At 75.2% G+C, this 19777-nt stretch carries 19 protein-coding genes; 3 read left to right on the forward strand and 16 right to left on the reverse strand.

The genetic code is table 11. The features are described from left to right. The 13 genes from WCD74_RS22445 to WCD74_RS22505 all read right to left on the reverse strand — a co-directional run. Window positions 1–395: hypothetical protein (locus WCD74_RS22445; RefSeq protein WP_337697116.1), on the reverse strand; the 395-nt coding region annotated here is incomplete at its 3' end. A gap of 221 nt (window positions 396–616) precedes the next feature. Further along, window positions 617–1609, reverse strand: coding sequence for an SDR family NAD(P)-dependent oxidoreductase (locus WCD74_RS22450; protein ID WP_337697117.1), 993 nt, complete (start codon window positions 1607–1609; stop codon window positions 617–619). A 69-nt stretch (window positions 1610–1678) separates the two neighbouring features. Beyond that, the gene (locus tag WCD74_RS22455) at window positions 1679–3235 is read right to left on the reverse strand and encodes an alpha/beta hydrolase (protein ID WP_337697118.1); all 1557 of its coding nucleotides are present in this window, start codon (window positions 3233–3235) and stop codon (window positions 1679–1681) included. 127 nt (window positions 3236–3362) lie between these two features. After that, window positions 3363–4427 (reverse strand): ATP-dependent DNA ligase, encoded by a 1065-nt coding sequence (locus WCD74_RS22460; protein ID WP_337697119.1) that lies wholly within the window; start codon window positions 4425–4427, stop codon window positions 3363–3365. A 15-nt stretch (window positions 4428–4442) separates the two neighbouring features. Continuing rightward, window positions 4443–5045, reverse strand: coding sequence for an Asp23/Gls24 family envelope stress response protein (locus WCD74_RS22465; protein ID WP_337697120.1), 603 nt, complete (start codon window positions 5043–5045; stop codon window positions 4443–4445). Next, window positions 5042–5575 carry a DUF6286 domain-containing protein gene (locus WCD74_RS22470; protein ID WP_337697121.1) on the reverse strand — a complete coding sequence of 178 codons (534 nt, stop codon included), beginning with the start codon at window positions 5573–5575 and terminating at the stop codon, window positions 5042–5044. Before WCD74_RS22470 ends, WCD74_RS22465 begins: the two co-directional genes overlap by 4 nt. Then, entirely contained in the window at window positions 5575–6012 is a 438-nt protein-coding gene (locus WCD74_RS22475) for an Asp23/Gls24 family envelope stress response protein (protein WP_337697122.1), read from the reverse strand. Before WCD74_RS22475 ends, WCD74_RS22470 begins: the two co-directional genes overlap by 1 nt. After that, window positions 6009–6188, reverse strand: coding sequence for a hypothetical protein (locus WCD74_RS22480; RefSeq protein WP_286052920.1), 180 nt, complete (start codon window positions 6186–6188; stop codon window positions 6009–6011). The genes WCD74_RS22475 and WCD74_RS22480 overlap by 4 nt, the downstream gene beginning before the upstream one ends. A gap of 28 nt (window positions 6189–6216) precedes the next feature. Continuing rightward, entirely contained in the window at window positions 6217–6489 is a 273-nt protein-coding gene (locus WCD74_RS22485; protein ID WP_337697123.1) for a hypothetical protein, read from the reverse strand. Further along, on the reverse strand, window positions 6486–6860 hold the full coding sequence (locus tag WCD74_RS22490) for a hypothetical protein (RefSeq protein WP_337697124.1): 375 nt from the start codon (window positions 6858–6860) through the stop codon (window positions 6486–6488). The genes WCD74_RS22485 and WCD74_RS22490 overlap by 4 nt, the downstream gene beginning before the upstream one ends. Beyond that, a complete protein-coding gene (locus WCD74_RS22495; protein ID WP_337697125.1) occupies window positions 6857–7354 on the reverse strand; it encodes an Asp23/Gls24 family envelope stress response protein in 498 nt (165 codons plus the stop codon). The genes WCD74_RS22490 and WCD74_RS22495 overlap by 4 nt, the downstream gene beginning before the upstream one ends. 106 nt (window positions 7355–7460) lie before the next feature. Further along, a complete protein-coding gene (locus tag WCD74_RS22500) occupies window positions 7461–8207 on the reverse strand; it encodes a pyrimidine reductase family protein (protein WP_337697126.1) in 747 nt (248 codons plus the stop codon). Then, window positions 8204–8704 (reverse strand): DUF3072 domain-containing protein, encoded by a 501-nt coding sequence (locus WCD74_RS22505; RefSeq protein ID WP_337697127.1) that lies wholly within the window; start codon window positions 8702–8704, stop codon window positions 8204–8206. Before WCD74_RS22505 ends, WCD74_RS22500 begins: the two co-directional genes overlap by 4 nt. 564 nt (window positions 8705–9268) lie before the next feature. On the opposite strand from WCD74_RS22505, the gene gltB reads away from it, so the two are divergent. Then, window positions 9269–13918, forward strand: a complete 4650-nt coding sequence (gene gltB, locus WCD74_RS22510; RefSeq protein ID WP_337697267.1) for a glutamate synthase large subunit — start codon at window positions 9269–9271, stop codon at window positions 13916–13918. Then, window positions 13911–15374, forward strand: a complete 1464-nt coding sequence (locus tag WCD74_RS22515; protein ID WP_337697128.1) for a glutamate synthase subunit beta — start codon at window positions 13911–13913, stop codon at window positions 15372–15374. Before gltB ends, WCD74_RS22515 begins: the two co-directional genes overlap by 8 nt. Window positions 15375–15473: 99 nt before the next feature. On the opposite strand, the gene WCD74_RS22520 is transcribed toward WCD74_RS22515, so the two are convergent. The 3 genes from WCD74_RS22520 to WCD74_RS22530 all read right to left on the reverse strand — a co-directional run bounded on the left by WCD74_RS22520 (window position 15474) and on the right by WCD74_RS22530 (window position 17805). Continuing rightward, window positions 15474–15803, reverse strand: a complete 330-nt coding sequence (locus WCD74_RS22520; protein WP_337697129.1) for a hypothetical protein — start codon at window positions 15801–15803, stop codon at window positions 15474–15476. 182 nt (window positions 15804–15985) lie between these two features. Beyond that, window positions 15986–16750, reverse strand: coding sequence for a class I SAM-dependent methyltransferase (locus tag WCD74_RS22525; RefSeq protein WP_337697130.1), 765 nt, complete (start codon window positions 16748–16750; stop codon window positions 15986–15988). Between the two features lie 11 nt (window positions 16751–16761). Then, a complete protein-coding gene (locus tag WCD74_RS22530) occupies window positions 16762–17805 on the reverse strand; it encodes a methylenetetrahydrofolate reductase C-terminal domain-containing protein (protein WP_337697131.1) in 1044 nt (347 codons plus the stop codon). A gap of 103 nt (window positions 17806–17908) precedes the next feature. On the opposite strand from WCD74_RS22530, the gene WCD74_RS22535 reads away from it, so the two are divergent. Next, entirely contained in the window at window positions 17909–19777 is a 1869-nt protein-coding gene (locus tag WCD74_RS22535; protein WP_337697132.1) for a glycosyltransferase, read from the forward strand.

The raw sequence follows: 19777 nt of genomic DNA on the forward strand, positions 1-19777 counted from the left end.
AAGGTCGGCAGGACCGCCACGACGAGCAGGGCGACGACGGCGAGGGCCATCCCGACGACCGCGACCGGCCGGCGCACCGGCGTGCGCAGGCCGACCGCGCCCGCGGTGAGCGCGACCAGGGCGATGCCGATCCCGACGAACGTGTCCCAGGACAGGGCCATGCTGCCGAACGCCAGCGGCCGCAGGCTCACCAGCAGCGCCAGCACCCCGAGGACCGCGGAGAACGCCGCGGCCCCGTTGCCGGGCGGGCGCGGGTCGTCGGTGTCGTAGGACGGGTCGTAGGACGGGTCGTACGCCGGCTCCTCGATCGGCGCCCAGCCCGGCGCGTGGCCGTAGGCGGTCGGGCCCTGCCGGGGCATGCCCGGGTGGGGGGCGTGGCGCGGGCCGCCGGTCATGGGACGCGGGCCGTAGGAGGGCCCGGGGGGCGGCGGACCCCAGGGCTGCGGGCCCGTCGGTCGCGGTGCGGGTCCGGCCGTGCCCGGCTGTCCCGTCTCCTGGCTCATGCTCGCCCCCGATGGCGCCGTCCCCCGCTCCGTCACGGGGTTCTCGTCGGGCGCATCGTCGCGACCCCGCCCGGCGTTAACCGGACCGCGCGGGAGATGCCGGATCGGGTGACTCAGCGGGTGGGGGCGGCCGCCGTGGCGTCCACGCAGAACGCCCACAGCGCGGCCCGCTGCGCGGCCGACTCCTCGCCGGGCAGCCAGTGCGTCGGCCGGGGCGTGCGGTCGTGCCAGAACACCCCGCTGCACCGGCCCGGCTCGGTCGCGGCCTGCAGCCACACGGTGGTGTCGGCGCCCTGCGCCGCGGTGCGCAGGAGGGGGCCGGTGAGGCGGCGGAAGCCCGGCAGCGAGTCCGCGACGCCCGGGGTGTCGGCCCACCCGGGGTGCATGCTGTGCACCGCGACCCCGGCGGGCGCGAGGTCGTCGGCGAGCAGCTCCGCCAGCACCACCTGCATGCGCTTGGTCCGGGCGTAGGCCGCGCCGCCGGAGTAGCGGCCCTCGGCGTACTCGGGGTCGTCGGTGCGCAGCGAGGCGGTGTACATCCCGCCGGAGGACACGAACACGACCCGGGCGGGGTCGCCGGGCCGGTCCGGCAGCGAACCGGCCCGCAGCAGCGGGAGCAGCTCGCGGGTGAGCAGGAACGGCGCCAGCACGTGGGTGGCGAGGCAGAGCTCGTGCCCGTCGACGGTCTCGGCCCGCGCGTCCGGGAGCACCCCGGCGTTGTGCACCAGTCCGTGCAGGGCCAGCAGCCGGTCCCGCGCGTCGAGCGCGTAGCGGCGGACGTCGGCCAGGTCGGCGAGGTCGCAGCGCGCCACCGTCACCTGCGCGTCCGGGTGCGCCGCGAGGACGGCGTCCCGGGTCGCCTCGCCGCGGCCCCGGTCGCGCACCACCAGCTCCACGGCCGCGCCGTGACCGGCCAGCCCGACCGCCGTGGCCGCCCCCAGCCCGGAGCTCGCCCCGGTCACCGCGATCGTGCGCCCCGCGAGGGCGTCGGACGGCGGGGACTCCCACCCCGCCGACCGGACGAGGTAGCCCAGCTTCGAGTAGCCGGGGACCACGAGGCGGTCGAGCGCGGTGTCGAGCAGTCGCGGGAGGGACGGGAACGGCACGCCGTGCACCCTACGGGCGGGATGTCCGGTCGGCAGGACCATGATCACCCGGCATCACCCGGACGTCACTCACGGGGGACACACCAATCCCTCCCGGGGGATGTCCTCGCGCAGCAGGTAGTCCTCGACGACCCCGCTGATGCACGGTGTCGCCGGGTAGGCGCCGTGTCCCGCCCCGAGCCACGACACCAGCACCGAGGACTGCATCCCCGCCGCCACGCGCTCGGTCTCCGCGAGCGGCACGAGCGGGTCCGCGCTCGTCCCCAGCAGCAGCGTGGGCACCGCGGTGCCGCCGAACGGCGCCGCCGGGGTGGTGGGGACGGGCCACGACGAGCACACCAGCGCCCGCTGCGCGAACCACCCGCCGAACACCGGGTCGACGCCGCGGGCCCGGGCGGACGCCTGCGCCACCTGGTCCACCGTCGGGCGCTCCGCCTGGTCGTTGCACGTCGAGACCAGCGCGAGGTCGAACCCGCCGTCGTTCTCCGCCTCGTCCACCAGCGCCAGGACCCCGGCGGGATCCCCGGCGCGGGCCCGGGACAGGGCCGTGGCGAGGGCCGGCCACGTGTCCGGCTCCCCGAGGCGCGTCGCCAGCAGGCTCACCACCGTGCCCGCCGTGACCCGCCGGCCCGGCACCGTCCCGGTCGCGCTCGCGGCGGCGGGCAGCGGCGCGCTGCGCAGCCGGGAGATCAGGTCGGTCACCGCGCCGCGCGGGTCCGCCCCGAGCGCGCACGCGGTCGCGACGCAGTTCGTGACGAACGCGTCCAGCGCCGCCCGCGCCCCGGCGGCCCGCTGGTCGGCGGTGACCCCGACGGGAGCGGTGGGGTCGGGGAGCGCGTCGAGGACGAGACGGCCCTGCTGGTCGGGGTGGTCCTGCGCCCACCGGGCGAGGGTCCCGGCGCCGCCGCCGAGCCCGATCGCGTGCAGCCGCACCGCGCCGAGCGCCCGCCGGACCTCGTCCAGGTCCGTCGCGTCGGTGGCCGTGCCGTACTCGGTCAGGGAGTCCTCGAGCAGCTGGGAGCACGTCCGGGCCGCGGTCGCGGCGGCCGTGGCGAGCGGGGCCAGGGCGGGGGCGTCCGCGGCCGCCGGGTCGGCGTCGTCGATCGCCGCGCGGGTGCCGGGCGTGATGCAGTCGACCCCGCCCGAGGCGGCCCCGCGCACGTCCACCCCGTAGAGCGTCCGCCCCGCGAGCAGGTCGGCCGGGGCACGGGCGGCGAGGCGGACGGCCTGCTCGGTGCCGGAGCGGCGGCCGGGGTCGCCGAGCACCGCGATCGGGACCGTCGGCAGCCCCGTCGGGGGACCGAGGGTCACCCGGGTCACGTCCACCTCGGCGGCGCCCGTGGTCGACCCGCTGCCGTACCCGCCGCCGACCGGCACGCTCGTGCACCCCAGCCGCAGGTCCCGGCCGTTCAGGACGCCTCCGCCGCCGAGGCGGGCGACCTGGCCCGCGGTGCACTCGGTGAAGTCGACCTGCGGGGTCGTCGGGAGCAGGGGCGGCAGCAGCGACGGCGGCGGGGCCGGGGCGGCCGGAGGGGTCGACGACGGCGCGGGCGGCTCGTCGCTGTTGATCGTCGCGACCGGCGGCCGGCGGCTGGGCCCGACGGCACAACCGGCGAGGAGCAGCACAACGAGCAGGCCGAGGACGGCCCGGACGGCAGGACGGATGGCGACACCTTCCCGGACGGGGCGAGGACGCCCATCCTGCCGCGTCGCGGGTCGCCCCGCGGTGAGGGGCCGCGGGTGGTGCGGGTGGTCAGCCCGTCGGGAGGATGTCGGCCAGGTCGAAGCTCGTCGGGCGCTCGAGCTGGTCGTAGGTGCACGACGACGGGTCGCGGTCCGGCCGCCAGCGCACGAACTGCGTGGTGTGCCGGAACCGCTCGCCCTCCAGGTAGTCGTAGCGGACCTCGACCACCCGCTCCGGGCGCAGCGGGGTGAAGGAGAGGTCCTTGCCCGCGTTCCACCGGCTGGTCTCGTTCTTGCGCGGCGTGCGTTCGCCCTGCTCGTGGGCGGCCCAGTTCCACGGGTGCTCGTCGAAGGTGGTCACCAGCGGCTGCATCTCGGCGAACAGCTCCCGCCGCCGGGCCATGGTGAACGCGCCGACGACGCCGACGCTCGCGAGCGTCCCGTCGTCGGTGTAGAGCCCGAGCAGCAGCGAGCCGAGCGCGTCCGGACCGGACTTGTGCACCCGGTAGCCGGCGACGACGCAGTCGGCGGTCCGCTCGTGCTTGATCTTGCTCATCACCCGCTTGTCGGGCTGGTAGGTCAGGGACGGCTTCTTCGCGATCAGCCCGTCCAGCCCCGCGCCCTCGAAGCGCACGAACCAGTCCCGCGCCTCGTCCTGGTCGGTGGTCATCGGGGTGACGTGCACCGGGGCCGTCCCCGGCAGCGCCTCCTCGAGCAGCGCGCGGCGCTCGCTGAACGGACGCCGCGTGAGGTCGTCGTCGCCGAGGGCGAGCAGGTCGAACGCCACGAGCGACGCCGGCGTCTGCCCGGCGAGCAGGGTCACGCGCGACACCGCGGGGTGGATCCGCTGCTGCAGGGCCTCGAAGTCCAGGCCGTGCCCGTCGGGCGTCGCGACGATGATCTCGCCGTCCACCACGCACCGCGGCGGCAGGTGCCCGCGCAGCGCCTCGACGACCTCCGGGAAGTAGCGCGTCATCGGCCTGGTGTTCCGGCTGCCGATCTCGATCTCGTCGCCGTCGCGGAAGACGATCGCCCGGAACCCGTCCCACTTCGGCTCGAAGCACTCGTCGGCCGGGATCGACTTCACGGGCTTCGCCAGCATCGGCAGCACCGGGGGCATGACGGGCAGGTCCACCGCGCCAGTCTGCCCCTACTGCACCCGCGGGGCGTGGGAGGCCGACGCGTCCAGTTCGATGCGGACCGCGGTCGGCAGCGCGTCGACCGCGAACGCCTGGCGGGCGCGGGCGAGGACCCGGCCGTCGATCTCGGCCCAGACGTCGCGGACGTCGGTGCCCTCCACCAGCCACAGCGACATCCGCAGGGCCGGCCGGCGCTGCGTGCCCACCATCCGCACCCGGGCGCGGCTCACCCCGTCGATCGCCTCGGCGTCGGCGCGGACCGCGTCCGCGATCGCGGAGTGCTCGACGGTCAGGCGCTGCCCCGGGGCCTCCGAGAGCAGCACGTCGGGGCGCGGTTCCGGGCGCAGCGAGCGCACGGCCCACGTCAGCCCGACGACGAGCAGGACGATGCCGCCGACGATCGCGATCCACCGGGTGAGGTCGGCGTTCGCGGCGATCCAGTCGCCGACGATCGGGTCGACCACCGGGCGCTGGGCCCGGTTCGACCCGAACACCCCGGCGCCGAGCAGGACGACCAGGACGGCGACGGCGAGCAGCACCAGCCCGGTGAGCAGGACGCGGGCGCGGTCGCCCGCGGTGGACCGGGCGACGGCGGCGCGGGAGCGGCGGCTCACTTGACCCCCTTCGTGGGCGCGACGGACACCGACACGCGCGGGCGGTGCGCGAGCGGCAGGCGGGCGAGGACCTCGTCGACCCGCTCGCGGACCGCGCCGCGGACGGCGTCGGGCGCGTCGAGCGTGCCGGCCTTGACCACGACCTTCTTCTGCGAGGCCACGACCGACGCGGACACGACGTCGGCGTGCGAGCGGACCTCGTGGCCGACCGCGCGGGCGAGCGAGCGCGGCGAGGTGGTGACGGTGACCTCGGGGACCGGGTCGGTGAGCTCCACGTCGTGCCGACGGGCGACGAGCCCGACGAGCAGGACCAGCAGCCCCACGACGCCGATCACGATCGCGATCGTGCGCACCGTCGCGGAGGACCAGGTCAGGCCCTCCAGCCCGGCGCGCCAGGTGGGCCACGGCACGATCAGCGGGGAGGACGACGGCGCGAGCCACGCCGTGACCACCTCGATCGTCGTCACGACGCCGACCGCCGCGACGACCAGGGCGATGAGCGGCGAGAGCAGCCGCAGCAGGAAGCGCATCACTCCACCCGGGAGGTCGGGGCCGGGGCACCGGCCGGGGAGGTCAGGGCGGAGACGGTGACGTCGAGCGACCGCACGGCGTACCCGGTGAGGGTCTGCACGCGCTCGCGGACGTTGCCGCGGACGGCCTCGACGGTCAGCGCGATCGGTGCGGGGTAGGCCAGCGGCACCTCCAGGCGCACGTCGACCTGGTCGCCGTAGCCGGAGATCTTCGCCGAGGCGCCGGCCTCGCCGAGGCCCAGGCCGACCACGCGCCGCTGGGTGCGCATGGTGCCGTCGGTGGAGTCCGCGGCGTGCTCGGCGATCCGGCGCACCACGCCGAAGCCGATGTGCAGGCTGCCGCGCTCCGCGGCCTCGTCGTCGGGAACGGAGCCGGAGACGGGGGAGGACGGGACCACCGGCACCGGCGTGGTCGCGTCCGTGGCGGGGCTGCTCATCGGTCGCGGCCGCGGCCGGTGAACTGGGTCAGGTCCAGCTCGCCGTCGAGAACCCGGCCGACGACGAGACCGAGGATGCCGAGGACGAGGGCGATGAAGAACCCGACGAGACCGCCCGCGGCGGCGGCGACGCCGAGCAGGAGGCCGACGAACAGACCGGCCGTGGTGGCGCTCATGGTGCTGGTGTTCCTCTCGAGTGCGGTGTCAGACGACCCGGCGCGTACGGACCGGGCTCAGGGGGGCGCGGCCGAGCCAGCGCCGGCCCGCACGCAGGGTGCGGGGCACGACGTGGCCGGACACGGCGACGACCGGGGCGTCCAGGCGCGGGTCGTCGTCGGCGACGTGCCACGACGGGGACGGTCCGGGGGCGGGCGCCCGCCCGGCCCGGAAGGCCTCCAGGCCCCGGCGGAAGGTCTCCGGGTCGCCGCCGACGTCGGGGTGGTGACGCCGGACGAACGCCCGGAACTCGGCGGTCACGCGGGGTCCGGTGCGGTCGGGTCGGCGACGTCGGTCACGACGACGTCGACCCGCCGGGCTCCGGTCTGGGCGGCCACCAGCGCGCGGAGCGCGTCGGCGGTGGGCCGGACCCGCGCGCCCAGCCGCAGGACCACGCTGATCCGGGTCGGCTCGTCGCCGTCGCCGAGGGAGACCCCGACGAGCCGGCGCCCGGGCAGGTAGGTCGCGATCGACCCGAAGGTGCCGCCGGAGAGCCGGACGACGTCCGGGTGCGCGAGCAGCGCCCCCGCGACCCGCTCGGACAGCGAGCCGCGGCCGGGCGCCTCCGCGGAGCCCGGTGAGGTCGCGCGCACCCCCGGTGCTGCCGCGACGGCCGGGTCGGGCCTGCTCACTCGACCCGCGCGGGCTGGGCCGGCGCGGGCTCGCCCGAGTCGTCGTCGTCGCCGGGCATGTGGATGTCGTTGACGGCGATGTTGACCTCGATGACCTCGAGGCCGGTCATCTGCTCCACCGCGCCGATCACGTTGCGGCGCACCGCGCGGGCGAGCTCGACGATCCCGGCGCCGTACTCGACGACGATGTCCAGGTCGATCGCGGCCTGCTTCTCGCCGACCTCGACCTGCACGCCCGCGGCCTGCGAGGTGCCGGTGCCGCCGGGGATCCGCTCGCGGATCGCGCCGAAGGCGCGCGAGACGCCGCCGCCCATGGAGTACACGCCGGAGACCTCGCGGGCGGCGATGCCGGCGATCTTCTGGACCACGCCGGAGGCGATCGTGGTCTTGCCCTGCCCCGAGTCGTCGGCCAGCCGCGACGGGGTGGCGCCGCCGGTCCGGGGCGTGGCCGGGGTGGTCACCGGGGTGCTCGCCGAGTCGGAAGGGGTCGTCATGAGGGGCGCTCCTCTGCGCTCGTGGGTCGTGCGTCCGCCGTGCGCGGCCGACTACCCCTACGACTGCGCCTCGGGCGGAATCGTCACGCGATGTCACTCGAACGGACTAATCGCGGGCCACTCGATAGCGCACCAACAGCCCGTCGTCGTGGGCCAGGACGCCGGCCACCCGCAGCGGGAGCGGGCCGTCCAGGAGTGCTCCGTCGAGGATCCGGCCCGGTCCGGCGCCGACCAGCTGCGGCGCGAGGCTCAGGCACAGCTCGTCGAGCAGGCCGGCGGCGGCGAACGCGCCGAGCAGGGTCGGGCCGCCCTCGCACAGGACGCGGTGCAACCCGCGGTCGGCCAGCGCCGCCAGCACGGCCGCGGGGGAGAGGTCGCCCGCCGCCGCGACGTCGGCGAGCGCCCCGAACCGGGACCGGGCGCGCGGGGCGGCGGCGTCGGTGGTGACGACGATCGGCGGGACGGAGGTGTCGGTGAACAGCGCGGCGTCCGGCGACAGGTCCGCGGACGCGGTGACCACGGCGACCGGGGGCACCTCGTCCTGGCCGCGCCCGCGCCGGCGGGCGCGCCGCTCCGGCGAGGTGCGCGCCCCGCGGTAGTCCTCCGCGGCCACGGTGCGCGAGCCGGCCAAGATCACGTCCGCGAGCTCGCGCAGCACCCCGAACAGCGCCCGGTCGCCGGGGGCGTGCAGACCGGTGGACAGGCCGCCGGCGCTGACCGCACCGTCCGCGCTGGCCACGAGGTTCGCCCGCACCCACGGACGGCCGGACGCTTCCGGGTAGGCGTGCAGGTCGGCGAGCGCCGCCCGGTCGAGCTCGCCCGCCGGCCCGCCCTCCGGCCAGACGTGCCTCACTCCTGCGTGCGCTTCTGCAGGTCGTCGATCGCGCGGGAGGCCTGCGACTTGGTGAGGTCCTTCGGCGGCTCCTCGCCCGCCCGCTGCGCGAGGGTCTCGAGGTAGCTCGCCTGCGGCCCCGTCATCGGCTCCTCGCCGGTGACCCACTCGGTGGTGGGGCGCTCCTGGCGCGACGGGTCGCCGGCCGGATCGGACGACGAGCCCTGCAGCCGCTCGATCTCGTCGTGCGCCTGGGCCTTCGTCAGCCCGGTGGGCGGTTCCTCGCCCGCCTGGTGGGCCAGGGTCTCGAGGTAGCTGGCCTGCGGCCCGGTCATCGGCTCGTCGCCCGTGACCCACTGCGCCGGGTCCTTCTCCGCCGCGGATCCCTCGCCCTGGGCCTTCACCTCGTGGGGGTCGGGAGCGGCGCCGCCGACCCCCGTGTCATCCGTGTGACGTCCGGGGTCTTGGCCGGACGGCGTGTCGGACGGCAGACTGTCGCGCGTGTCGGTCTCGCTCATGATGGCTCCCGAGGTCTCGGCCGTCGTGCGGCGTGGTCGTCCGTCGACGGGTGACGATCGCATCGCGGGTCGGTTCAGACCCCCGGAACGGTCGAACACCCGTTCGACACGGTAACGGCATACCCCGACATCGGGGCTCCGATACCCGGCGGACCCCGCAGATCGGGCTGCGGCGCGTCCCGTCGGCCGATCGGGACCGGCTCCACGCCGCGGCGATCCCGCGCGCGTCGCCGGCCGCCGAACCGCCCGCCAGGTCAGCACCCTCGGTGACAGCGTCGTCACGACGTGCTGCGGGATCGGTCCGGGACACGTCCGGCGGGTTGCCGGAACGTGTCGATCAGCACGCTCCGAATCGACCTCGGACGCGTGCGCGGGGCGATCGCCACCGTTAACGTCAGGTTGCTTCGGGCCACCACACCACCCGACGGGACCCCCGCCCCCCGTCGCGACGGCCCACCCCCCTCGAGACCTCCGCCCATCCGGGCGCACGCGAGCGTGCCCCGCCGCTCCGGACCACGTCCGGACCACCACACGACGACGACGGGAGGGCACGAGGCCGTGACCATCACCTCCGGGACACCAGCCGACGGCACCGCCGCCAGGACGACCCCCACGGGCGTACCCGCGCCGCAGGGCCTCTACGACCCGGCGCAGGAACACGACGCCTGTGGCGTCTCCTTCGTCGCCGACATCGCGGGCCGCCGCGACCACGGCATCGTCGCCAAGGGCCTGACCGCCCTGATCAACCTGGAGCACCGCGGCGCCCGCGGCGCGGAGCACGCCACCGGCGACGGCGCGGGCATCCTGATCCAGCTCCCGGACGGGCTCTACCGTCCCGTGCTCGCCGAGCAGGGCGTCACCCTGCCCGACGTCGGCCGCTACGCGGCGGGCATCGCCTTCCTGCCCGCCGACCCGGACGCCGCCGCGGAGGCGACCGCGATCGTGGAGCGCCTGGCCGCCGAGGAGGGCGTCGAGGTCCTCGCCTGGCGCGACCTGCCGGTCGACCCGGACGGCGCGGGCATCGGCCCGACCGCCCGCGAGGTCATGCCGACCTTCCGCCAGCTCTTCGTCGGTCTCCCCGCGGACGTGGACACCGTCGTCGACACCCCGAACGCGGGCGACGACGAGGCCGGCATCGAGCTGACGATGGAGCGGCGCGCCTTCGCGCTGCGCAAGCGCACCGAGCACGAGACCCGCGCGGCGGGCTGCGAGACGTACTTCCCGTCGCTGTCCAGCCGGACCGTGGTCTACAAGGGCATGCTCGCCGAGGAGCAGCTCGGCCCGTTCTACGCCGACCTCACCGACGCGCGGACCACCAGCTCGATCGCCCTGGTGCACAGCCGGTTCTCGACGAACACCTTCCCGGCCTGGGGCCTCGCGCACCCGTACCGCTACCTGGCGCACAACGGTGAGATCAACACCCTGCGCGGCAACCGCAACTGGATGCGGGCGCGCGAGTCGATGCTCTCCACCGGGGCGTTCTCCAAGTACGACCTCGACCGGTTGTTCCCGATCGTCACGCCGGACGCCAGCGACTCGGCCAGCTTCGACGAGGTCCTGGAGCTGCTGCACCTCGGCGGGCGGACGCTGCCGCACGCGGTGCTGATGATGATCCCCGAGGCGTGGGAGAACCACGACGAGATGGACCCGGCCCGCCGGGCCTTCTACCGCTACCACTCCACGCTCATGGAGGCATGGGACGGCCCGGCGCTGGCGGCGTTCACCGACGGCTCCGTGATCGGGGCGGTGCTCGACCGCAACGGCCTGCGTCCCGCCCGCTACTGGGTCACCGAGGACGGCCTGGTCGTCCTGGGCTCCGAGGTCGGCGTGCTGGACATCGAGCCGTCGTCGATCGTGCGCAAGGGCCGCCTGGAGCCGGGCCGCATGTTCCTGGTGGACACCGTCGGGCGGCGCATCGTTGACGACGACGAGATCAAGGGCGAGCTGGCCGCCGAGCACCCGTACGCCGAGTGGCTGCACGCCGGGATGATCGAGCTGGCCGACCTGCCGGCCCGCCACCGCGTGCCGTTCGACCACGACGTGCTCGTCCGCCGCCAGCAGACCTTCGGCTACACCGGCGAGGAGCTCACCCTGCTCCTGCGCCCCATGGCCACCGGCGGGGCCGAGGCCACCGGCTCGATGGGCAACGACGCGCCCCTCGCCGCCTTCTCCTCCCGCAGCCGCTCGCTGTTCGACTACTTCATCCAGCTGTTCGCGCAGGTGACGAACCCGCCGCTGGACGCCTACCGCGAGGAGCTCGTCACCTCGCTGCAGGTCCAGCTCGGCTCCGAGACCAACCTGCTCGAGGTCTCGCCGGCCTCCTGTCGCCGCGTGGTGCTGCCGCTGCCGGTCATCGACGACGACGAGCTCGCGCAGCTCGTCGGGATCAACGACGACGGCAACCTCCCCGGCTTCGCCCCGCACGTGGTGTCCGGCCTCTACGAGGTCTCCGGCGGCGGCGACGCGCTGCGCGGGCGCCTCGCCGAGATCCGCGCCGAGGTCTCCGCGGCCGTCGAGGAGGGTGCGCGGGTCATCGTCCTGTCCGACCGCAACTCCGACGGCCGGTTCGCGCCGATCCCGTCGCTGCTGCTCACCGGCGCGGTGCACCAGCACCTGGTCCGGGAGAAGACCCGCACCCGCGTCGACCTCGTCGTCGAGGCCGGGGACGTGCGCGAGACCCACCACGTGGCGCTGCTGCTCGGCTACGGCGCCTCCGCGGTCAACCCGTACCTGGCGCTGGACACCGTCGCCGACCTGATCGACCGCGGCGTCATCACCGGCGTCGGCGTGCCCACCGCGACGCGCAACGTCGTCGAGGCGCTGGCCAAGGGCGTGCGCAAGGTGATGAGCAAGATGGGCGTCTCCACGGTGGCGTCCTACATCGGGGCGCAGATCTTCGAGGCGATCGGCCTCGGGGCCGACGTCGTCGACGACTGCTTCACCGCGACCACCTCGCGCCTGGGCGGCATCGGGTACGACGTCCTCGCCGAGGAGGTCGCGATCCGCCACCGTGTGGCGTGGCCGGCCGACGGCGTGCGCGCCCAGCACCGCGAGCTGATCGTGGGCGGCGAGTACCAGTGGCGCCGCGAGGGCGAGCTGCACGTGTTCAACCCGCACACGGTGTTCAAGCTGCAGCACTCCACCCGCACGCAGAACTACGACACGTTCAAGGAGTACACCCGCGCGGTCGACGAGCAGAGCTCGTCGCTGCTGACGCTGCGCGGGCTGTTCGGCTTCCGGGAGCGGCCGTCGATCCCGATCGAGGAGGTCGAGCCGGTCTCGGAGATCGTCAAGCGGTTCAACACCGGGGCCATCTCCTACGGGTCGATCTCGCAGGAGATGCACGAGGTCCTCGCGATCGCCATGAACCGCCTCGGCGGGCGCTCCAACACCGGCGAGGGCGGCGAGGACCCGGGCCGCTACACCCGCGACCCGAGCGGCGACTCCCGCCGCTCGGCGGTCAAGCAGGTGGCCTCGGGACGCTTCGGGGTCACCAGCGAGTACCTGGTCAACTCCGACGACATCCAGATCAAGATCGCGCAGGGCGCGAAGCCCGGCGAGGGCGGGCAGCTGCCCGGCCACAAGGTCTACCCCTGGATCGCGAAGACCCGGTTCTCGACGCCGGGTGTGGGCCTGATCAGCCCGCCCCCGCACCACGACATCTACTCGATCGAGGACATCGCCCAGCTCATCCACGACCTGAAGAACGCCAACGACCGGGCCCGGGTCCACGTCAAGCTGGTCTCCCAGGTCGGCGTCGGCACGGTCGCGGCAGGCGTGTCGAAGGCCAAGGCCGACGTCGTGCTGATCTCCGGTCACGACGGCGGGACGGGCGCCTCGCCGCTGTCCTCGATCAAGCACGCGGGCGGACCGTGGGAGCTCGGGCTCGCCGAGACCCAGCAGACGCTGCTGCTCAACGGCCTGCGCGACCGCATCGTCGTGCAGACCGACGGCCAGCTGAAGACCGGGCGCGACGTGATGATCGCGGCGCTGCTCGGCGCGGAGGAGTACGGGTTCGCGACGGCGCCGCTGGTCGTCTCGGGCTGCATCATGATGCGGGTCTGCCACCTGGACACCTGCCCGGTCGGCGTCGCGACGCAGAACCCGACGCTGCGCGCGAAGTTCGACGGCAAGGCCGACTACGTCGTGGCCTTCATGGAGTTCATCGCCCAGGAGGTGCGCGAGCACCTGGCGGCGCTGGGCTTCCGGTCGCTGTCCGAGGCCATCGGGCACACCGAGGTGCTCGACACCCGCGCGGCCGAGGCGCACTGGAAGGCCGAGGGGCTCGACCTCTCGCCGATGATGCACCGCCCGGAGCTCTCCGGGGCCTACGCCGAGCAGACGCTGTACTGCTCGAAGAGCCAGGACCACGGGCTGGACAAGGCCCTGGACCACACCCTGATCCAGCTCGCCGAGGGCGCGCTGGCCGACGGGTCGCCCGTGCGCCTGGAGCTGCCGGTGCGCAACGTCAACCGCACCGTCGGCACGATGCTCGGCTCCGAGGTGACCCGGCGCTTCGGCGGCGCGGGCCTGCCCGACGACACGATCGACGTCACCTTCACCGGCTCCGGCGGCCAGTCGTTCGGGGCGTTCCTGCCCCGTGGGGTGACCCTGCGGCTGGTCGGCGACACGAACGACTTCTGCGGCAAGGGCCTGTCCGGCGGGCGGATCAGCGTCCGTCCGCACCCGGACGCCCCGCTGGTCGCCGAGGAGAACATCGTCGCGGGCAACGTCATCGCCTACGGCGCGACCGAGGGCGAGATCTTCCTGCGCGGGAAGGTCGGCGAGCGGTTCTGCGTGCGCAACTCCGGGGCGCACGCCGTCGTCGAGGGCGTCGGCGACCACGGTTGCGAGTACATGACCGGTGGCCGCGCGGTGGTCCTCGGGCCGATCGGGCGGAACTTCGCGGCCGGTATGTCCGGCGGCATCGCCTACGTGCTCGACCTCGCCGAGCGGCGGGTCAACCACCAGATGGTCGAGCTCGAGGTGCCGGGCCGCTCCGACCTGGAGGAGCTGCGCGCCCTCGTCGAGAAGCACTACGCGGCGACCGACTCCGCCGTCGCGCACGGGCTGCTCACCGACTGGGAGGCCGCCTCGCTGCGGTTCACCAAGGTGATGCCGGTGGACTTCAAGCGGGTCCTGGAAGCGACCGCGGACGCCGAGCGCGACGGCCGCGACGTCAACGACGCGATCATGGAGGCGGCTCGTGGCTGACCCCCGCGGTTTCATGACCACCGGCCGCGAGCTCCCTCGCCGCCGGCCCGTCGACCTGCGCCTCAAGGACTGGCACGAGGTCTACGAGGAGCTCAACGAGACGACCCTGAAGAAGCAGGCCGGGCGCTGCATGGACTGCGGCATCCCGTTCTGCCACCAGGGCTGTCCGCTCGGGAACATGATCCCGGAGTGGAACGACCTGGTGTGGCGCGACGACTGGTCGGAGGCCATCGAGCGCCTGCACGCCACGAACAACTTCCCGGAGTTCACCGGGACGCTGTGCCCCGCCCCGTGCGAGGCGGCGTGCGTGCTCGGGATCAACTCCGACCCGGTCACCATCAAGCAGGTCGAGATCGAGATCATCGACAAGGCCTGGGAGGAGGGCTGGGTCCGCCCGCAGCCGCCCGAGGCGCGGACCGGCTTCTCGGTCGCCGTCATCGGGTCCGGGCCCTCGGGCCTGGCCACCGCCCAGCAGCTGACCCGCTCCGGGCACGACGTCACCGTGTTCGAGCGCGCCGACCGCATCGGCGGGCTGCTCCGCTACGGCATCCCCGAGTTCAAGATGGAGAAGCGGCGCCTCGACCGCCGCCTCGAGCAGATGTCCGCCGAGGGCACGCACTTCGTGGCGGGCGTCGAGGTCGGCGGCAGCGGGGAGCACGACATCTCCGTCGAGGAGCTGCGCTCGCGCTTCGACGCGGTCGTGCTCGCCGTCGGGGCCACCGACTGGCGTGACCTGCCCATCCCGGGCCGGGAGTACCACGGCGTGCACCAGGCGATGGAGTACCTGCCCCCGTCGAACCGGGTGCAGCAGGGCGACTACTCGCGGTCGGACATCGACGCGGCGGGCAAGCACGTCGTCGTCATCGGCGGCGGCGACACCGGCGCGGACTGCGTCGGCACCGCGCACCGCCAGGGGGCGGCCTCGGTGACGCAGCTCGAGATCATGCCGATCCCGCCGTCCGAGCGGCCGGCCACCAACCCGTGGCCGACCTACCCGGCGATCTTCCGCGTCTCCTCGGCCCACGAGGAGGGCGGCGAGCGGCTGTTCTCGGTCAACACCGAGGAGTTCCTCGGCGACGAGCACGGGAACCTGCGCGCCCTGAAGCTCGTGGACGTCCAGCGGGTCGGCGGGCGCTTCGAGCCGGTCGAGGGCTCGGCGCGGGAGCTCGAGGCCGACCTCGTGTTCCTCGCGATGGGCTTCCTGGGCCCGCAGAAGGCCGGGCTGCTGGACTCCCTCGGGGTGGAGTACGACGAGCGCGGCAACGTCCGCCGCGACGTGTCCTACGAGACCACCGTGCCCGGGGTGTTCGTCGCGGGCGACGCGGGCCGCGGGCAGTCGCTGATCGTGTGGGCGATCGCCGAGGGCCGGTCCGCCGCCCGGGGCGTCGACGAGAAGCTGACCGGCCGCACCGTGCTGCCGCGGCCGATCGACCCGACGGACCGCGCGTTCGCGTAGTCCGGATCGCCGGTCGGCTCTCCGCCGGAACCAACGACCCGTTCGTGGCTTCTAGATGCACGAACGAGTCGTTCGTTCCGGTCGGGGGCGAGCCGGGCGCTACGCGCTCCTGCTCACCACCGGGCCGGTGTTGATCGCGGGCACCGTCACCTGCAGCCGGTGCGAGGTGACCTGCCAGAAGCGGCGCTCCGGGTCCACGCGCCGCCACGTCTCGGCGGCCTCGTGCACCTCGTCCTGCGCGAGCCCGGTGCGGGGCACCACGGCCATCGGGGAGCGGAGGGTGAACCGGCGCCGCGGCGACGGCGCCACCTCGAGCGCGGTGGCGAGCGCCGCCCAGGCGTCCACGGCGCTGCCGTGCACGCTCACCGTCGTCGGGCCGACACCGTCACCGAGCAGCACGGTGTAGGCGCTGACCGCGTCGTAGCTCACGACACTCCTCCTCCTCCGGCCCCCGGACGGGAGCGCGTGGTCCGTCCAGCACAACGGTCCGGGGCCCCCGCGGGCCAGCCGACACGCAGACCCCGCGCCGGGCCGGAGCGATTCCGCGTCCGACGGTCCACCCCACCGGCCGTCACCCGACCGGGCGTACCGGCGGGCGATGGCGGGCCGGGTCACTCCGCCGAGCAGCGCAGCAGCACGATCACGACGTCGCGGGAGTCCAGGAGCCCGCCGAGCAGCCGGGTCTGGTCCTCGGCCTGTTGCCAGCGCGGGTCGTCGGCGTGGTCGCGGGCCACCACCTCGTCCACCGCCTCCGCCCGCCGCGTCCACTCCGGCGGCGCGTCGGGGAGGGCGGCGGCCTCGATCCGGTCGTGCACCCGGAACCCGGTCGCGGCGAGGTCGCGGTGCAGGTCGACGTCGGTGGGGAAGGAGTTCGACTCCATCTCCGCGGCCCGCTCGCCCCGCGCGACCAGCACGAGCAGGCCCAGCCGGGCCCCCGGTCGCAGCACCCGGTGCAGCTCGGTGAGCACCGCGCGCTTGTCCGGGACCGTGTCGAGCACCCCGAGCGCCCAGGCGGCGTCGACGCAGTCGTCGCGCAGCGGGAGCTCCTCGGTCCACGCCGCGAGCGCGGGCCGCCCGAAGAGCCGCACGGACGCCGCCGCGGCGTGCACCATCGGCTCGGCCAGGACCACCGGGCCGCGCCAGCGCCACGAGTACTCGGTGGCGAGCCAGGCGGTCGGCCCGCCGAGCCCGGACCCGGCGTCCAGGAAGCGGTCGCCGTCGTGGAGCTCGAGGCCGTCGGCGAGCCACGCCAGGTCCGCGGGCCGCCCGGAGCCGCGGCACGCGGCCGGGATCGCGTGGTCGGACCCCAGCTCCGCGACCGCCCGCTCGGTCCACGCCGCGACGGTGTCGAACTCGGCCTCCAACGCCTCCTGCACCGCGCGCTCCCTCACCTGCCGTGGGCGGCACGGACCCGCCTGCCCACCTCCGCCTTCAGTTCGGCGGCAGGTACCCACCCGGCACTCGAGCCGACACCGGAGAGATTCACGCCGACCACGCCCTCGACGGCCAGCAGCGCCCGGGCCTCCTCGACGGCGGCGGTGATGCCGGCCTCCACCGGGTCGTCCGCGTCGACGACGGCCGCGACCGCGTCCGGGTCGAGGTCCAGCCCGGGGAGGTCGCCCAGCCCGCGTGCGGTCGCGGGGTCGGTGAACACCGCGACCCCGGCCACCACCGGGAGCCGCACCCCGGCCGCGCGACCCGCCGTCAGGAACGCGTCCAGGACCGCCGGGGACGCGACGTGGTTCGCGACGACGAGCCGCGCCCCCGCGGCCTGCTTGGCCGCGAGCGCGGCGACGCGGGCGTCGATTGGCGGCGCGGCCGGCGCCACGGAGACGGTGGCGACGAGCCCGGTGTTGGCGGCGAGGTGGGCGAGCCGGGTCGCGTCGAGGTCGAAGACCTGCGTCGCCCCGGCCCCGACGGTCGTGGCCGCGCCGCTGCCGGGCCGGCTGTCGCCGGTCACGCACAGCACGCCCTCGACCCCGAGCGCCGCGAGCCCGACGACCTCCTGCTCGAGCACCACCCGGTTGCGGTCGCGGCAGGTCAGCGTGACCCACGGCCGCGCACCGAGCTCCAGCAACCAGGCGGCGAGCATGGTCGGCGGGTAGTCGGCGCGGTCGTGCAGGTCGGCGACCAGCACGGCGTCCGACCCGGCCATCAGCCGCGGCGCCACCGCCCGCAGCGTCGCCGGGTCACGCGCCGGGACGGAGAGGTCGGAGAGCACCAGGGGCGGGTTCCCGACGGCGGGGGCGGCCGGCTCCGGGCCGTCCCACGGCGCCACCGGGGTGCCGGAGGTCCAGGGGCACGGCAGGTCCTCGTCGAGCTCGCACGCCCCCGAGCGCCGCACGCCGCCGCACGGCCCGTACCGCATCCGCTTCGGACAGGTGATCACCGCCGCCAGGGTGCCAGCCCTACCCGGGATCCGGGGGCCCACCCCGCCGGAACGGGGGCCGACCCGATCGGCTCGCAGGCCGCTGACCAGCAGAGTTCTCCTCGTCACCGCCGGATCGCGACGACCACCGAGGAGGCCCGACACCATGCTCACCGCGACCGCCCCGCACCCCCACGCCCCCACCGTCGTCGGTGCTCCCGGAGCCCCGTCCGTCACCGTCGTCGTCCCCACCTTCGACGAGGCCGGGAACGTCGACGAGCTCATGACGCGCCTCGCCGAGGCCCTCCCCGCCGACGCCGAGGTGATCGTCGTCGACGACTCCCGCGACGACACCGCCGCCCGGGCCCGTGCCGCCGCGGCCCGGGTCCCGTTCCGGCTCACGGTGATCCACCGCGACGAGCCCACCGGCGGTCTCGGCGGCGCGGTCGTCGTCGGCCTGCGCGCCGCCCGCGCGGACTGGGCCGTCGTGATGGACGGCGACCTGCAGCACCCGCCCGCGACGATCCGCCGGCTCCTGGCCGCGGCCCCCGGGCACGACGTCGTCGTCGCCACCCGCTACGCCGGCGACGGCGACGGGTCCGGCCTCGGCTCCACCTACCGGCACGTGGTCTCGCGGGCCTCGAAGGTGCTCGCGGCCCGGCTGCTCGGGGGTGCGGTGGGCCGGATGAGCGACCCGCTCTCCGGGTTCTTCGCGGTGCGCCTCGCCGCGCTCGACCTCGACGCCGTCGACCCCATCGGCTACAAGATCCTGCTCGAGCTGGTCGTCCGCTCCGGCCTGACCCGGGTCGCCGAGGTGCCGTTCACCTTCGCCCCGCGCCACGCCGAGGCCTCGAAGTCCACCGCGAAGGAGGGCCTGCGCTTCCTGCGCCACCTGCGGGTGCTGCGCCGCGCGGAGGTCGCGACGACGGTGGACGCCGACGCGATGCGCATCCTGGTCGTCACCAGCGAGGCGCCGCCGATCGTCTCCGGCATCTCCCGCTGCGTCGAGCGCCTGACGGTCGGCCTGCGCGAGCGCGGCCACACCGTGGACGTCCTCTCCTCGGTCGACATCCCGCGGCTGGTCCTCGGCGAGTACCGCTTCAGCCCGCTGATCGCCCACTGGCGCCGGGTCTCGCGCATGATCGCCGGCTACGACGTGGTCAACCTGCACGGCCCGGTCCCGACGATGAGCGACGTCGTCCTGCTCCTCGCCGGCGCCCGCCGCGGCGTCCCGATCGTCTACACCCACCACAGCGCGCTGGCCGTGCGCGGTGCCGAGACCCTGTCGACGGTCTACAACCGCCTGCACCGGGTGCTCGCCGGCCGGGCCGACCGCATCCTCACCACCTCGCGGTACTACGCGGACGAGCAGGGCCGCGCCGGCGGCCCGCCGGTCGAGGTCGTGCCGTGGGGCGTCGACCTGCGGCCGCTGCCGGCCCGCCCGCGCGCTGCGTCCTCGGCCGGCCCGCTCAAGGTCCTGTTCGTCGGCCAGATGCGCCCGTACAAGGGCCTGGAGTGGCTGATCCCCGCCGTCGCCGGGCGCGCCGACCTGGCGTTGACCCTCATCGGTGACGGAGCGCATCGGGCCGACTACGAGCGACTGGCCGGAACGAGTGACAACGTGCTGTTCCTCGGGCGCGTGAGCGACGACGATCTGCACCGTGCGTACGACACCCACGACGTGGTCGTCCTCCCGTCGGTCACCCAGGCGGAGGCGTTCGGTCTCGTCGTGCTCGAGGGCATGGCGGCCGGGTGCGTCCCGGTGGTGTCCGACCTGCCCGGGGTGCGCGACCTCGTCGACACGACCGGGGTCGTCGTCCCGACCCGCGACGCCGACGCCCTCGGCGCCGCCCTGTCCGGCCTCGCCGCCGACCGCACCCGCCTCGGCGTCCTCTCGCGCCGCGCCCGCCGCCGGGCCGAGGGCCTCGGCTGGGACGCCTGCGTCGAGCGGTACGAGGCCGCCGTGACCGCCACGCTGCGGGCCCGCGGCCGGGTCCTGCGGACCGCCGTCCCGACGATCCGCCGGGCGGGCTGA

It is taken from the genome of Actinomycetospora aurantiaca (genome assembly GCF_037401875.1).
GTDB classification, from domain to species: Bacteria; Actinomycetota; Actinomycetes; order Mycobacteriales; family Pseudonocardiaceae; genus Actinomycetospora; species Actinomycetospora aurantiaca.